Consider the following 13,884-nt stretch of genomic DNA (forward strand, 5'->3'; position numbering starts at 1 on the left):
GGGACAGCCTGCCGTCCCGGGCCGGGAGCTGCCACCGTCGATGAAACACCTGTTGCATGTGCTTGACCCCGCCCGTAGCGTCCCTGGCATGCCAACCGAGGGCTGGGTCCTGTTGCTCGCCCAGTTGCCGGCCTCGCCGTCGAGTCCGCGGGTGACGCTGTGGCGGCGCGCCCGGGCCGCCGGCGCCGTCGGCCTGCAGAACGGCGCGTGGGTGCTGCCCGCCACCGACGCGCACCGCGAGTTCGTCGAGGGCCTCGCCCGCTACGTCCGGGAGCACGGCGGCACCGCGTACGCGATGGAGACCGTCGCCCGTGACGACGACGGCATCGTCGCCCGGTTCCGCGCCGAGCGGGCCAAGGAGTTCGCCGAGTTCGCCGAACGCACCGGCGCGCTGCTCGCCGAGCTGGAGAAGGAGTCGGCGCGGGACAACTTCTCCTTCGCCGAGCTGGAGGAGAACGAGCAGGACCTCGACCGGCTCACCGGCTGGCTCGCCAAGATCGCCGCCCGGGACTTCTTCCCGGACGAGCGGATCAAGGACGCCGAGTCCATGCTGGACCGCTGCCGCCGGTCGCTGGAGGCCTTCACCGAGGCCGTCTACCGCGCCGAGGGTGTCGCGCCGGACCTGCCGCCGCGCGAGGAATGAGCGCCCACTCCGCCACCGCGGGCGCGGTCGCGGAGGATCTCGGCACCGACCCGGCCGTCGGGCTGGACGACGAGCTGGCCGCCGCCCGGCTCGCCGAGCACGGCCCGAACCGGTGGATCCTGCCGCGCCGGGTCACCTTCCGGCAGGTGCTCGCCGACGAGATCACCGAGCCGATGATGCTGCTGCTGGTCGCGGTGGCGGTGCTCTACGGCATCTGGGGCCGGCTCGAGGACACCGTCGCCATCGTCGCGATCATCGTGGTGGTCGTGCTGGTCGAGGTGTTCGCCGAGTTCCGCGCGAAGTCGGTGATCGCCGCGCTCGGCACGCTGACCGCGCCGACCACGCCGGTGCTGCGCGGCGGCCGCACCCGCTCGGTGCCGACCGAGGACCTGGTGCCCGGCGACGTGCTGCCGCTGGCGGCAGGCACCCGGGTCGCCGCCGACGTCCGGCTGACCGAGACCTGGGGCCTGCGGATCGACGAGTCCGCACTGACCGGCGAGTCGGTCGCCGCCGCCAAGGACGCCCGGCGGGTGCTCGACGAGACCGCCGCGCTCGGCGACCGCGCCAACCTGGCCTTCGCCGGGACGACCGTCGTCGCCGGGCGGGCCCGCGGCGTCGTCGTCGCCACCGGGACCGCCACCGAGCTCGGCGCGATCACCGGCCTGGTCGTCGCCGGGCGACCGCCGCGCACCCCGCTGCAGCAGGCCATGCGCGACCTGTCGAAGGCGCTCGCGACGCTGGCGATCGCGTTCAGCGTGCTGGTCCCGCTGATCGGCGTGCTGAGCGGGCAGCCGTGGCGGGAGATGGTGCTGACCGGGCTGACGCTCGCGTTCGCGACCGTCCCGGAGGAGCTGCCGATCATCATCAGCCTGGTGCTGGGCCTCGGCGCGTACCGGCTGTCCCGGCGCCGCGGGCTGGTCCGCAGGCTGCGCGCCGCCGAGTCGCTCGGCGCGGTCACCGTCATCGCCACCGACAAGACCGGCACGCTGACCGAGAACCGGATGGCCGTCGACCACGCCGAACCGGTGCGCGGCAGCGCCGACGAGCTGCTCGCCGCCGGGGCGGCCTGCACCGAGGCCACCCCGGAACCGGACGGTGGCTGGGCCGGCGACCCGACCGATGTCGCGTTCCTGGTCGCCGCCCGGGACCGCGGTCTGGCACCGCCGCCGGAACCGGTGCACCGGTTCGCCTTCGACCCGGTCCGCGAATCGATGACGGTGGTGCTGCCGGACCGCCGGGTGGTCACCACCGGCGCCCCGGAGTCCGTGCTCGGCCGGTGCCGCGACGCGGACCCGGCGGTGCTCGCCCGGGCCGAGCAGCTGGCGGCCCGCGGCCTGCGGGTGATCGCCGTCGCCGGCCGGACGGCCGCGGAGATCCCCACCCGGGTCGAGGACGCCGAGCGGGACCTGGAGCTCATCGGCCTGGTCGCGCTGTCCGACCCGCCCCGGCCCGGCGCGGCGGACTCGGTCACCGCGGCGCACCGCGCCGGCATCCGGGTGCTGATGGTGACCGGCGACCATCCGGCGTGCGCCCGGGCGATCGCCGGGCAGGTCGGGATCGACGGCGACGAGCTGCTGACCGGCCCCGAGCTGGACCTGCTCGACGACGACGGGCTCGCCGCAGCGGTCACCCGGGTGACCCTGTTCGCCCGGGTGACGCCCGCGCACAAGCTGCGGCTGGTCACCGCGCTGCAGGACGGCGGGGAGGTGGTCGCGGTGACCGGCGACGGGGTGAACGACGCCCCCGCGCTGGCCCGCGCCGACGTCGGCGTCGCGATGGGGTCGTCGGGCACCGACGTCGCCCGGGACGCCGCCGATCTCGTCCTCGCCGACGACGACGTCTCCACCCTCACCCGCGCGCTGCGCGAGGGCCGCACCCTGCACGACAACCTGCGCAAGGGCGTGAAGTACTACCTGGCCTGCAAGGCGGGCCTGGTCGCGACGGCCGCGGCCGGGGTCGCCGCCGGCCTGCCGATCCCGTTCGCGCCGATCCAGATCGTCGTGCTGGAGATGTACATGGACGTCGCGGGGACGGCGACCTTCGCCGCGGAGCGCAGCGAGCGGGACGCCATGGACCGGCGGCCGCGCGGCCGGACGGACCGCTTCCTGGACCGGCCGCTGGTGACCGACCTGCTGGCCGGCGGCGCGTCGCTGTTCGCCGCGGTCGGCGGGCTCTACCTGGTCTCCTCCTTCACCGGGACGGACGCCGCGACCGCCCAGACGCTCGCCTTCGTCGGCTGGATGTCGGGTTATCTCGCGCTGGCCTGGGTGATGCGGACCGAGCGCACGCCGCTGCTGCGGGCCGGCCTGCTCTCCAACCGCTTCCTGCCACTGTGGACGCTGGTCACGGCGGCGTCGCTGGTCGTGGTGACGACGGTGGACCCGCTGCGCGAGGCGCTGCGGCTGGTCCCGCTGACCGGCGGCCAGTGGCTCGCGGCGGTGCTGGTGCCGGTCGTCGCGGTGTCCTGGATCGAGGTGCGCAAGATGGTCCGCGCGCGACGCCCGGCCGATCGTGCCGGACCACCCGGATCGCAACGTTCGGGACACCCGCGCCGGGACCGCTAACCTCCGACGGGTGACCGCTCCCGGGGGGCTGCCCCGCCACCAGCTCGCGATGACCGTCCTGATGACCCCGGACATGGCCAACTTCTCCGGCAACGTCCACGGTGGATCCATCCTCAAGCTGCTCGACCAGGTCGCCTTCAGCTGTGCCAGCCGCTGGGCACAGACCTACGTCGTGACGCTGTCGGTGGACCGGGTGCGCTTCCGCGAGCCGATCTACATCGGGGAGCTGGTGACGTTCCAGGCGTCGGTCAACCACACCGGCCGCAGCTCGATGGAGGTCGGGATCCGGGTGACCACCGAGAACATCACCGAGCACACCCAGCGGCACGCGAACAGCTGCTACTTCACGATGGTCGCGATGGACGAGCACCGCCGCCCGGTGCCGGTGCCGGTGCTGGTGCCCACCACCGACGAGGAGCGGCGGCGCTGGAGCGACGCCCGGGCCCGGCGCGACCAGCGCCGGGCGGCGGGCTGAGGCCGCCCGGTCCCGGACGTGCGCGTGCCCCCGCCGACCGGGACGGTCGGCGGGGGCACGGGGAAGAGCGGTGGATCAGCCGATCGCGTCGCCCGAGCCGGACTCCTGCGCGCAGGCGTCGGACTGGTCGGTGACCGAGTCGCCGGACTTGGTCTTCGCGTCGCCGCCGAGGCCCAGGGCGCCGGTCAGGCCGTTGAGCAGCGCGCCGCTCTCGACCGGGACCTGCCCGCCGAGCACGTTCACCGGGATGTTGTTGTTGCAGACCTGGATCGGCACGTTCACGTTGTTGCCGTTCAGGGCGCCGACCAGGCCGCCGTCGGCGCTCTTGTCGATCGCGCCGCCGTCGTGCGAGCCGTGGTGCTTCGCGTCCTTCGAGCTCTCGGCGGCGTAGTCGCCGGCGAACGCCAGCGGGCTGACCGCGAGCAGGGTGGCGGCGGACGCCGCGACGATGATTCCGGCCTTCTTCAGCACAGTTCTTCTCCTGATGAGTCTCGAGCCCGTGCGACGACGGCCCCGGATACCTACCGGCACGCTGACAAAATGGGGGAGCCCGTGCCTGGTGCGCTGCAATCTATCCACCGGTCGCCCCGGAAACAATTTCGGTGACCCCATCGGGTGGCGAAATCACTTTCCGTTCGGATACTCCCTCGATCCGGTTCTCCGGTGAACCGGACGAAGCAGTACCGACCACTCACGACGGCCACCCAGCGTGTTCGCGAGGGGTCCGCCGGACACGAAAGTGCCCCGGGACCGAAGCGGTCCCGGGGCACCCCGGCGATCCGGGTCGATCAGTTGATCGAGTCCCCGGCGCCGGCCTCCTGCGCGCAGGCGTCCGACTGGTCGGTGGCGGAGTCACCGGAGAGCGCAGCGCCCTCGCCCGCGATGCCGGCCGCGCCGGTCAGGCCGTTGGCCGCAGCCGCGTCCTCGACCGGAACCTGGACGCCCAGGACGTTGACCGGGACGTTGTTGTTGCACGCCTGGACCGGAACCTGGGCGTTGTTGCCGTTCAGGCCCGCGACGACGCCCTTGGCGTCCTTGTCGATCACGTTGCCGTCGGCGAACGCGAGCGGGGACAGCGCGAGCAGGCCCGCGGCGGACGCGGCGACGACGAGGCCGGCCTTCTTCTTCAGCACAGTTCTTCTCCTGATGAGTTACGGGACGCGGATCCGCGTTCCCGGCACCTGCCGGCACGCTGACAAAAAAGGGGGAGCCCGTGCCGGCTGGAGACAACGTAACGGCCGGAATCGTCGTCATCAAACCCGGCCACACCATCGTGCCCGCATATTACTTTCCGTGTGGTTATTCACCTTTTCGGTGCGGATCGCCGGGCACCGGTTCCGGCACGCCGGGCGGGCACCGGATCGGCGGCCGTCCGGCCCGCGGCCGTCCCGGCCTCGGCGGTGAGCCAGCGTGCGACGTCGACGAGCTTGCGGTTCGAGTCCTGCGACAGGCTGACCAGCAGATCGAACGCAGCCCGGTCGTCGATGGTGAACCGCTCCATCAGGATCCCCTTGGCCTGGCCGATCACGTCGCGCGTCTCGACGGCGTCGGTCAGGCCGCCGATCCGGCGGGCCCCGTAGAGGGCGATCGCCGCCTGGGTGGCGAATGCCCCCGCCATCAGCCGGGCCGGTTCGCCGAACGCCCGGGGTGTGCGGGCGTAGAGGTTCAGCGCTCCGGGCGACTCTTCCACCGGTGCCATCGCGAAGGACAGCAGCCCGCGCACGCCGCGGTCGCGGGCCGCCGCGGAGAACCGCGGCCAGCGGGTCTCGCCGACGAAGTCCTCGACGTGCACGGTCGTCGTGGTCCCGGGCAGCGCCGCGTCGACGCAGGGGCCTTCGGCCAGCTCGGCCTGCAGCGCGTCCAGCTCGGCCACGAGCGGATCGGCGGAGCCGTACGAGAACAGGTTGCCGTCCCGGTCGCACATGGTCAGCCCGGCGTGGTCGACGCCGGGCACGTTGACCACGGCGGCCGAGCACAGCCGGGTCAGCACCGCCTCCGGCGCGTCGTCCGCCACCCGTTCGACGAGTGCGGCCGCGCTGCGCGACAGCACCCGGTGCAGTTCCTCCGGATCGAGGTCGTTCATGCCGGCGGCTCCTCCGGAAGTCGGGGTCGGGCGGGGGCGAACCCCCGACCGTAACCGCTCAGCCGCCCTCGGTGTCCGGTTCGAGGCCCAGGTGCCGCAGGTAGCGGGTGGCCGACCGGACCACGGCGATGTGCGCGTCCCCCTGGACGACGTGCCCCCACCACGCGCCGTAGAGCGCGCGGTAGCGATACCCGGACAGCGTCCGGACGGCATGCCGCACCACGTCCGGATGGGCCGGGATCAGGTTCGGGTAGCTGTACATGAAGCCCACCCAGCGCCGGTCCGGGACGACGGTGACGATGTCACCGGCGCAGATCGCGCCGTGCCCGTCGGTGCCGTCGGCCCAGTGCAGCACCGCGCCGCCGGCGAAGTGCACCCCGAGGTGGACGAGGGTGCGGCCGGGCAGGATCTCGCGCTCGGTCCCGCTCCACGGCTCGACCTCGGCGCCGCGCGGCACCCAGTCCAGGTCGGCGGCGTGCACGTGGATCGGCACGTCGCCGAACTCGCGGCTCCACGCCGACATCGTCGAGTAGTAGTGCGGGTGCGAGATCGCGATCGCCGCGATGCCGCCGAGCTCGTGCACCCGGGCCACCGTGTCGTCGTCGAGCAGTGCCGTGCAGTCCCACAGCACGTTCCCGCCGTCGCCGGGTACCAGCAGCGCCCGCTGCCCGATCCCGAGGTCCGGCGTCGTCCCGACGCCCCACAGACCGGGGACCTCTTCGCGGAACTCGCCGCGGAACCCGTCGGCGCGCAGCCGGGCCGGGGTGGTCCAGCGCTGGCCGTCCCAGTCGACGTACTCGCGCTCGTCGATGCAGACCGGGCACGGTCCGGTGCCGTCGCCGAGCGGGAACTGCACGCCGCAGCGCGGGCAGAGCGGGCGGTCGGCCAGGTACACGGGTCACCTCCGGTCGGGGGCGGTGCGCACGGGGTTCCCGTGCGGGACGGTCGTGAACCGCGCGGCGCACCGGAACCGGGCCGTCCGGACAATCCCATGTGCCCCGCCCAGCAGCCGGGAGGACGCTTGACGCCCCGGCCCGCCCGCGGGTTGGGTTCCGGTATGGCGGACTCCGGCCGGCGATGTCGAGACACCACCGTCTCCCCCGCCCGACCCGCCGACCGAGAAGGCCGTGATGCTCGACGTCCGCAGGCTGGAGATCCTCGCCGAGGTCCGTGACCGCGGCTCGTTCTCGGCCGCCGCGCGCGCACTGCACCTCTCGCCGTCCGCGGTGTCCCAGCAGATCGCGGCGCTGGAACGGGAGGTCGCGCTGGTGCTGGTCTCGCGGTCCCCCGGCTCGGTCGGCAGCCTGACCGGGGCCGGGGAGATCCTGGCCGGGCACGCCGAGGACATCCTCCGGCGGATCCGGCTGGCCGAGTCCGAGATGGGCGCCCTCGCCGCGGACGTCCCGGGGCGGATCCGGCTCGCCTCGTTCGCCAGCGCGGCGGCGACGCTGGTGCCGCCCGCCGTCACCCGGTTCCGGGCGCGGTGGCCGTCGGTCGAGCTCGTCGTGCAGGTCGCCGATCCGGCCGCCGCGATCGACCTGCTCCGCTCCGGGGACGCCGAGCTGGCGCTGATCACCGAGGTCCCGGGTGAGGGGCCGGAGTTCGACGGTGTCGAGACCGTGCCGGTGTTCTCCGACGAGTTCGCGGTGCTGGTGCCGGCCGGGCACCCGCTGCAGGGCCGCGGGCAGGTCACGCTCGGGGAGCTCCGGCGGGAACAGTGGATCATGGGTTCGGAGACCGGCGTCTGCCCGGACGCCCGGGTGTTCCGCCGCGCGTGCACCCGGGCCGGGTTCGTGCCCCGGGTCGCGTTCCGGTCCGAGGACTACCCGGCCGTCCAGGGGCTGGTCGCCGCGGGGGTCGGGCTCTCGCTGATCCCGGCGCTGGCGGTCGCCGGGCTGCGCGACGACGTCGTCGCCCTGCCGATCGCCGGGGATGCGCCGTTCCGGCAGGTGGTGACGGCGCGGCTGCGCGGGCCCGGCCGGACCGCCCGCGAGGTGACGGGCTTCGCCGACGCGCTGCGCGACGCGGCGGCCGGCTACGCCCCGGTCCGGCCCCAGCACGCGCCGGCCGTCTGATCCGCGCCGGGCGCCCTCACCCGGCCGCCACCAGCGCGCGGACCCGTGGCAGCACCTCGGCGACGAACCGTTCGGCCTCCGGCACGAGCGGCTGGAACTGCAGCAGGAACGTCTGCACTCCGAGCGCGTGGAACTCCGCGATCCGCGCGGCGACCGTGTCGTAGTCGCCGACCAGACCGGCCGCGGTGCCGCCGTTGGTCCCGATCCGTGGGGTGTGCGCGAACGCGGCGAACATCTGCGCGTTCGGGTCGGTGTCGGCGAGCATCGCGCGGCGGGCGTCGGACTCCGCGTCCAGCCGCCACTGCAGGGTGAGCTCCGCCTCGGCGGCCGCCGCGGTCGGCCGGGCGATGACGAAGGCCGGCATCCCGAACCGCAGCGGACGGTCGCCGCGCGGGCGGCTCCGGACATCGCCGAGGAGGGCCGCGACGTCGTCCGGCGGCTGCCCGTTGACCAGCCACACGTCGCCCAGGTCGGTGACCAGCGACCGGGCCGGCTCCGACTCGCCGCCCACGTAGATCGGCGGCCGGTCCCGGAACCTGCCCGCCGGCCGCAGCTGCAGGTCACGGACGGTGAAGAACCGGCCGTCGTGGTCGACCCGCGCACCCGTGAGCAGCGCCCGGACCACGGTCAGCCACTCCCGGCCGTAGGCGTAGCGCTCGTCGTGCTCGCCGAACCCGATCCCGGTCCGTTCGAGCTCCGGCCGGTACCAGGCGTTCACCACGTTCAGCGCCACCCGGCCGCGCGAGATCTCCTCGATCTGCAGCGCCATCTTCGCCAGCACCGCCGGATGGAACAGCTTCGGCTTCACCGCCACGATCAGCTCGATCCGCTCGGTCAGCGCGGCCAGCGCGGCGGTGGCCGTCCACGCCTCCAGCTGGTCGAGCTCGTCGCCGAGCGGGTTGATCGTGTGCTCGGCGACGAGCACGGTGTCCAGGCCGAGGCGTTCCGCGACCAACACGGCGTCGCGGTTGCGTTCCCAGGAGGCGTCCAGCGGCTCGTCGGGATGGTCCAGCGCCGCGAAGGTGCCGCGCACCGGGGCCCAGATCCCGAACCGGGGTGGGCTCATGCCACCGCCCGTTCCCGGACCGTGGAGAGGACGGCGAGGATCCGGGCCGCCTCGTCGAGCTGCTCGGGGGTGTGCCGGCCCAGGCCGCACTCGGTGGAGACGCCGAACTCGGGCAGGAACCGGCGGGCCAGGTCCAGCCGGGCCCGGGCGCCGTCCAGCCCGTCGGCGGCGGCGTGCACCACGCCGAGATGGAACTCGGTGCCGGGCTCCAGCGCGAGATCGGACAGCGGCTGCCAGTGCGCGGCCCGGTTCCAGCTGGTCACGGTCGCGGCCTGGAAGGCGGCGACCGGGCGGGTGACGTGCCGGGACAGGCCGTTCGCGAGCTCGACGATCGAACGCGCGTCCCGCGGCAGGATGTGCCGGCCGCCGCGCTCGGCGGCCTCCGCGTTCGGCGGCTCCCCCATGAACGGCGACGCCCCGAACTTGGAGTCGCCGAAGCACAGGTGGAACGTCAGCTCGGCCCGCGGCGCGACCCACTCCGCCGCCCGCGCGGTCGCCGCGAAGATCGCCTCGTGGTCGGCGAACGGATTCGCGAACCAGCCCTCGACGGTCGCGAGCTCGGTCGGCAGGTCCCACTGGACGGCGAGGTCGTCGTGCGGGACGGCGTCCTGGATCTCCTCGACGCTCGCCCGCGCGGCGTGCTCGTAGGCCGGCAGCAGGTCCAGCTGGGCGTCGAGCGGGGCGTAGAAGGACACCGCATTGAACGGCGTCGGAAGCGATACCAGGAACCGGGTGCCCGGTGCGAGCACCCCGGCCTCCCGGGCCTTCGCGAACAGCGCGTACGAGTTTCGGGCGTGGTCGGCGTAGTCGAAACGGCCGAAGGTGAGCGTCTGCGGGGTGACGCCGTCGGCGAGCACGTAGCGGTCCCGCCCGTCCGGCGCGGGGACGGCGGTCAGGCCCGGGTTCCCGGCGAACACCGGTTCCTGGGTCAGCACCCAGTTCGCCCGGCCGCCGGTCTCCCCGTCGGGGACGCGGGTGGCGCCGGGCTGCAGGCGCTCCCCGACGAACGCGAACACCTCGTCGGCGGTCGGCTTGTTGACGGATCCGGTCAGGTAGATACCGGTCATCGGGCTCAGCTCCTCGTCGGAAGGGGACTGCGGTGGGGGACGGGCGGGTGGAGCAGGCCGCGGGCACGCAGTGCCGGGACCAGGCCGCGTCCGGCGACGGCGGCCTGCTCGTCGTGCGGCCAGCCGGACAGGACGAACTCGTCGATGCCGAGCCGGTGGTACTCGGCGATCCGGTCGGCGACCTCGTCGTGACTGCCGACCAGCGCGGTGCCCGCGCCGCCGCGGAGCAGCCCGACGCCTGCCCAGACGTTCGGGTGGACGACCAGCGCGTCCCGCCGGCCGCCGTGCAGCGCGACCATCCGCCGCTGGCCGGTGGACCGCTCCGCGGCGAGCCGCCGCTGCGCCGCGGCGATCAGCTCGTCGTCTGCGCCGTCGAGCAGGGCCTCCGCGTCCCGCCACGCCCGGTCGGCGGTGTCCCGGGTGACGAGATGGAAGCGGATCCCGAACCGGACGGTCCGGCCGTGCGCGGCGGCGGCGGAGCGGACCTGCGCGAGCTGGGCGGCGACCTGGTCCGGCGGGGCGCCCCAGACGAGGTACACGTCGGCGTGCCGGGCGGCGACCGCGACCGCGGCCGGGGAGGCGCCGCCGAGGTAGACCGGCGGCGGTTCGGGGGTGCCGCGGGCGAGCGCCCCCTCCGCCCACAGGTGCTCGCCGCGGAAGTCGAACGGCGTGCCCGACCAGGCGCCGCGCAGCACGGTGAGGAACTCCGCGGTGCGCGCGTAGCGGTCGTCCTTGCCGAGTCCGTCGCCGAACCGCCGCTGCTCGGCGTCCTCGCCGCCGGTGACGACGTTGAGCGCCAGCCGGCCGCCGGTCAGCCGCTGGTAGGTGGCCGCCTGTTGGGCGGCGAGGGTGGGGGTGAGCGTGCCCGGCCGGAACGCGACCAGGAAACGCAGCCGGGACACGTGCTGGGACAGCATCGCGGTGGTGATCCAGGCGTCCTCGCAGTAGGTGCCGGTCGGGGTCAGCACGGCGTCGAAACCGGCCCGCTCGGCGGCCGCCGCCACCGCAGCCAGGTACTCCACGGTCGCGGGCCGCCCGGTGTCGGTGCGCCCGCCGGCACCGAGCAACTGGGCGGCCTGACCGGCGTCGACGAGGGTGCGCCCGTCACCGGCGGTCGGCAGGTACCAGTGCAGTGCGATGGTCATCGCCGCGGCCGCTCAGATGAGCGAACCCAGCCGCGGCGGGTTCGTCCCGAGCAGCGTGTGGTTGCCGAGATGGACGAGCTTCCAGCGGGCCGGGTCGTGCAGCGAGTGGGTGCGGACGTTGCGCCAGTGCCGGTCGAGCCCGTACCGCTCGTCGGTGGCGGAGGTCCCGGCGAGCTCCAGGACGCCCGCGGCGATCTCGGTGCCGAACTCGGCGGCGAGTGCCTTGGCCGCCGCGACGGCGAGCGAGGCGGCGGCCGTGTTGTCGTCGTCCGGGGCGGGCGCGGCGGCGTCGATCAGCGCGGTGGCACGGGCGAGCAGCGCCTCCAGCGCGTACAGCCGGGCGGTGAGCTCGCCGGCCCGCCGCACGACGTGCGGCTCATCGACCGCCCGTTCCACCCCCGCCTCGAACCACGGACGGGACCGGGTGCGCAGGAACTCCGCGCCGTCCTCCAGGGCGGCCCGGGCGATTCCGACGTCGATCGCGGCGTGGATCGCCTGGTCGTAGGCCCCGAAGATGCTCGGCCCGCGCTCCTGCGGGGGCACCTCGGGGCCCTCCTCGATCAGCAGCTCGTCCGGCACGTGCACGTTCTCCAGGAGCACCGTGCCGGAGTGCGTGGCACGCTGCCCGAAGCCCGACCAGTCCTGCAGGTCGAGGGTCACGCCGTCGTCGTCGGGCCGGACGAACGCGGTGACCGGCTGCCCGCCGGCCCGGTCGACGGCGGCCACCGCGATCCAGCGGGCGCCGAGCGATCCGGTCGCGTAGTACTTGTGGCCGTCGAGCCGCCAGCCCCCGGCTGGATCGCGCACGACCGCGGTGTGCCGCTCGTCCGAGCGGGCCGTGCCGCGCTCGACGGTGGCGTTGCCGACATGCGCACCGGACTCCAGGATCCCGGCGAAGATCTGCACGGCCGGCTCCCGCGCGCCGAGGCCGCGGATCCCCTCCTGCACCACGAAGTGGGCCAGCAGCAGCTGGGCGACCGAGGAGTCGCCGCGGGCCAGGATCCGGATCACCTCGACCACGGTGCTACGCGGGAGCTCGGGGCCGCCGTGCCCGGCGGGCACCGCGATGCCGAGCAGCCCGCTCGCCGCGAGCGTCGCCAGCTCCGCCAGTGGTGCGCTGCGGGTGCGGTCCCGGTCCACCGAGGTCGCGGCGAGCTCCCCCGAGATCCGGCGGGCCTCGGCGAGCGCGGCATCGGTCGTGGTCAGCAGGGGCGGCGCGGTGCGCACGGTCGCCGTCATCTGGGCTCGCTTCCCGCCCGCGCGGCACGTCGTGCGCGCAGGTCAGTGATCGTCGAGGGGGGCGTCGCGGGTCGGGCGCCGGAGTCAGCGGGAGTGGGGGCGACAGCCCGCCGAGCAGACGCGGCCGAGGTCGATGTGCCGGCGCAGAACTCCGATGAACACGGCCACATCCCTCCGGTCGTCGAACCCGTGTGACGAACGCTAGCCGCGCACGCCCGCCGGCGGCGAGGCCCGGTCAGTGATGCGCAAGGGTGTGAAGCGGCGCTTACACCGGCAGCGGCCGGTCCTCGACGATGCTCTTCATCACCAGGGTCGAGCTGAGCCGCTGCACGCCGGGCAGCGCGGCGAGCCGGTCGTCGTAGAGCTGCTGGAACGCCGACAGGTCCCGGGTGATCACCCGCAGCAGGTAGTCGGGATCGCCGAACAGCCGCTGCGCCTGCACGACGTTGTCGATGCCGGCGACCGCCGCCTCGAAGGCGGTGACGGTGACCCGGTCGGCGTCGCGCATGGTGACGAAGACCAGCGAGTCGAAGCCCAGGCCGAGCACGCCGGGATCGAGATGCGCCCGGTAGCCGGCGATCGCGCCGGACTCCTCCAACGCGCGCAGCCGCCGGTGGCACGGCGACACGCTGAGCCGGACCCGCTCTGCCAGTTCGGTGATGGTGATCCGGCCGTCCCGCTGTACCTCGGCAAGAATCTTCCGGTCGATCGCGTCCACAGCCCGAATCTTCCCTCATGCAGGACCGATCCGCGCAAGCTTGGAAACACCTTCCGGCGGTTCCGCCATAGCGTTTCCCGGACGGAACGAGCGGGGGGAGACGGACATGGCGGTGGACGCGGTCGTCGCGTTCTGGGGGTTGTCGCTGCTGCTGGTGCTCACCCCCGGGGCGGACTGGGCGTACGTGATCGGCGCCGGGCTGGGGCAGCGGACCATCCTGCCGGCGGTCGCCGGGCTGCTCACCGGGCACCTGGCACTGACCGGGGCGGTCGCCGCCGGGATCGCCGCGCTGGTCGCGGGCTCCCCGGCCACGCTGACCGTGCTCACCGGGATCGGCGCCGGCTACCTGATCTGGCTCGGCGCGACCGGCCTGGCCCGTCCGGCCGGCACCGGCACCGGCCTCGACACCGCCACCGGGACCGGCGGCCGGTTGCGGGCGGCCGCGAAGGGTGCCGGGACCAGCGGGCTGAACCCGAAGGCGCTGCTGCTGTTCCTGACCCTGATGCCCCGGTTCACCGATCCGGCCGGCGACTGGCCGGTCGCCGGGCAGATCCTGGTGCTCGGCGCGGTGCACGTGGCCTGCTGCGGCGTCGTGTACCTGGCGGTCGGGATCGGCGCCCGCCGGGTGCTCGCGGCCCGGCCGTCCTGGACGCGGACGGTGTCCCGGGTGTCCGGTGGGGCGATGGTCGCGACGGGGGCCGGGTTGCTCGTGGGGCAGCTCGCCCTGTGAGCGCGGACCGCGCCGTCATCCGATCCGATGAGCGCCCGATCGGACGCCTGACGCTGCTCCGGTCGCCGCGATGTACGCC

At 74.3% G+C, this 13,884-nt stretch carries 14 protein-coding genes; 5 read left to right on the top strand and 9 right to left on the bottom strand.

Going from position 1 to position 13,884, the window contains the following annotated elements:
- Nucleotides 1-88: 88 nt before the first annotated feature.
- From ABZ881_RS20540 to ABZ881_RS20550, 3 genes are read left to right on the top strand one after another with little or no spacing between them, the layout of a single operon-like run.
- On the top strand, nucleotides 89-643 hold the full coding sequence (locus tag ABZ881_RS20540) for a Chromate resistance protein ChrB (RefSeq protein ID WP_358486720.1): 555 nt from the start codon (nucleotides 89-91) through the stop codon (nucleotides 641-643).
- Entirely contained in the window at nucleotides 640-3,207 is a 2,568-nt protein-coding gene (locus ABZ881_RS20545) for a cation-transporting P-type ATPase (RefSeq protein WP_358486721.1), read from the top strand. The genes ABZ881_RS20540 and ABZ881_RS20545 overlap by 4 nt, the downstream gene beginning before the upstream one ends.
- A gap of 49 nt (nucleotides 3,208-3,256) precedes the next feature.
- Nucleotides 3,257-3,682 (top strand): acyl-CoA thioesterase, encoded by a 426-nt coding sequence (locus tag ABZ881_RS20550; protein WP_358486866.1) that lies wholly within the window; start codon nucleotides 3,257-3,259, stop codon nucleotides 3,680-3,682.
- 75 nt (nucleotides 3,683-3,757) lie between these two features.
- On the opposite strand, the gene ABZ881_RS20555 is transcribed toward ABZ881_RS20550, so the two are convergent.
- The 4 genes from ABZ881_RS20555 to ABZ881_RS20570 all read right to left on the bottom strand — a co-directional run bounded on the left by ABZ881_RS20555 (nucleotide 3,758) and on the right by ABZ881_RS20570 (nucleotide 6,660).
- Nucleotides 3,758-4,153, bottom strand: a complete 396-nt coding sequence (locus ABZ881_RS20555) for a hypothetical protein (RefSeq protein WP_344021617.1) — start codon at nucleotides 4,151-4,153, stop codon at nucleotides 3,758-3,760.
- Nucleotides 4,154-4,470: 317 nt separating this feature from the next.
- The gene (locus ABZ881_RS20560; protein WP_344021619.1) at nucleotides 4,471-4,815 is read right to left on the bottom strand and encodes a hypothetical protein; all 345 of its coding nucleotides are present in this window, start codon (nucleotides 4,813-4,815) and stop codon (nucleotides 4,471-4,473) included.
- 170 nt (nucleotides 4,816-4,985) lie between these two features.
- Nucleotides 4,986-5,765, bottom strand: coding sequence for a GAF and ANTAR domain-containing protein (locus tag ABZ881_RS20565; RefSeq protein ID WP_358486725.1), 780 nt, complete (start codon nucleotides 5,763-5,765; stop codon nucleotides 4,986-4,988).
- Between the two features lie 58 nt (nucleotides 5,766-5,823).
- Complete coding sequence (locus ABZ881_RS20570) at nucleotides 5,824-6,660, bottom strand: MBL fold metallo-hydrolase (protein WP_358486727.1); 837 nt, start codon at nucleotides 6,658-6,660, stop codon at nucleotides 5,824-5,826.
- A 235-nt stretch (nucleotides 6,661-6,895) separates the two neighbouring features.
- On the opposite strand from ABZ881_RS20570, the gene ABZ881_RS20575 reads away from it, so the two are divergent.
- Nucleotides 6,896-7,840 carry a LysR substrate-binding domain-containing protein gene (locus ABZ881_RS20575; protein WP_358486868.1) on the top strand — a complete coding sequence of 315 codons (945 nt, stop codon included), beginning with the start codon at nucleotides 6,896-6,898 and terminating at the stop codon, nucleotides 7,838-7,840.
- Between the two features lie 16 nt (nucleotides 7,841-7,856).
- Here the strand turns inward: ABZ881_RS20575 and ABZ881_RS20580 are convergent, their stop codons facing one another.
- The 5 genes from ABZ881_RS20580 to ABZ881_RS20600 form a co-directional block, all read right to left on the bottom strand.
- Complete coding sequence (locus ABZ881_RS20580; RefSeq protein ID WP_358486729.1) at nucleotides 7,857-8,906, bottom strand: LLM class flavin-dependent oxidoreductase; 1,050 nt, start codon at nucleotides 8,904-8,906, stop codon at nucleotides 7,857-7,859.
- The gene (locus tag ABZ881_RS20585; RefSeq protein WP_358486731.1) at nucleotides 8,903-9,973 is read right to left on the bottom strand and encodes a hypothetical protein; all 1,071 of its coding nucleotides are present in this window, start codon (nucleotides 9,971-9,973) and stop codon (nucleotides 8,903-8,905) included. The genes ABZ881_RS20580 and ABZ881_RS20585 overlap by 4 nt, the downstream gene beginning before the upstream one ends.
- A gap of 5 nt (nucleotides 9,974-9,978) precedes the next feature.
- Nucleotides 9,979-11,118 (bottom strand): LLM class flavin-dependent oxidoreductase, encoded by a 1,140-nt coding sequence (locus ABZ881_RS20590; RefSeq protein ID WP_358486734.1) that lies wholly within the window; start codon nucleotides 11,116-11,118, stop codon nucleotides 9,979-9,981.
- A gap of 12 nt (nucleotides 11,119-11,130) precedes the next feature.
- Entirely contained in the window at nucleotides 11,131-12,357 is a 1,227-nt protein-coding gene (locus ABZ881_RS20595) for an acyl-CoA dehydrogenase family protein (RefSeq protein ID WP_358486736.1), read from the bottom strand.
- Between the two features lie 265 nt (nucleotides 12,358-12,622).
- Nucleotides 12,623-13,075 (bottom strand): Lrp/AsnC family transcriptional regulator, encoded by a 453-nt coding sequence (locus ABZ881_RS20600; RefSeq protein WP_358486737.1) that lies wholly within the window; start codon nucleotides 13,073-13,075, stop codon nucleotides 12,623-12,625.
- A 106-nt stretch (nucleotides 13,076-13,181) separates the two neighbouring features.
- Between ABZ881_RS20600 and ABZ881_RS20605 the strand changes: the two genes are divergently transcribed.
- Nucleotides 13,182-13,805, top strand: coding sequence for a LysE family translocator (locus ABZ881_RS20605; RefSeq protein ID WP_358486740.1), 624 nt, complete (start codon nucleotides 13,182-13,184; stop codon nucleotides 13,803-13,805).
- The last annotated feature ends 79 nt before the right edge of the window (nucleotides 13,806-13,884 follow it).

Origin of the sequence: Pseudonocardia sp. NPDC046786, assembly GCF_040645415.1 — a bacterium.
In the GTDB taxonomy this organism is placed as follows: Bacteria; Actinomycetota; Actinomycetes; order Mycobacteriales; family Pseudonocardiaceae; genus Pseudonocardia; species Pseudonocardia kongjuensis.

What these genes read in the sequence shown, in the direction of transcription:
- ABZ881_RS20595 (WP_358486736.1), bottom strand. Translation starts at nt 12,357, where the DNA reads ATGACGGCGACCGTGCGCACCGCGCCGCCCCTGCTGACCACGACCGAT.
- ABZ881_RS20565 (WP_358486725.1), bottom strand. Translation starts at nt 5,765, where the DNA reads ATGAACGACCTCGATCCGGAGGAACTGCACCGGGTGCTGTCGCGCAGC.
- ABZ881_RS20585 (WP_358486731.1), bottom strand. Translation starts at nt 9,973, where the DNA reads ATGACCGGTATCTACCTGACCGGATCCGTCAACAAGCCGACCGCCGAC.
- ABZ881_RS20580 (WP_358486729.1), bottom strand. Translation starts at nt 8,906, where the DNA reads ATGAGCCCACCCCGGTTCGGGATCTGGGCCCCGGTGCGCGGCACCTTC.
- ABZ881_RS20550 (WP_358486866.1), top strand. Translation starts at nt 3,257, where the DNA reads ATGACCGTCCTGATGACCCCGGACATGGCCAACTTCTCCGGCAACGTC.
- ABZ881_RS20575 (WP_358486868.1), top strand. Translation starts at nt 6,896, where the DNA reads ATGCTCGACGTCCGCAGGCTGGAGATCCTCGCCGAGGTCCGTGACCGC.
- ABZ881_RS20540 (WP_358486720.1), top strand. Translation starts at nt 89, where the DNA reads ATGCCAACCGAGGGCTGGGTCCTGTTGCTCGCCCAGTTGCCGGCCTCG.
- ABZ881_RS20590 (WP_358486734.1), bottom strand. Translation starts at nt 11,118, where the DNA reads ATGACCATCGCACTGCACTGGTACCTGCCGACCGCCGGTGACGGGCGC.
- ABZ881_RS20545 (WP_358486721.1), top strand. Translation starts at nt 640, where the DNA reads ATGAGCGCCCACTCCGCCACCGCGGGCGCGGTCGCGGAGGATCTCGGC.
- ABZ881_RS20605 (WP_358486740.1), top strand. Translation starts at nt 13,182, where the DNA reads ATGGCGGTGGACGCGGTCGTCGCGTTCTGGGGGTTGTCGCTGCTGCTG.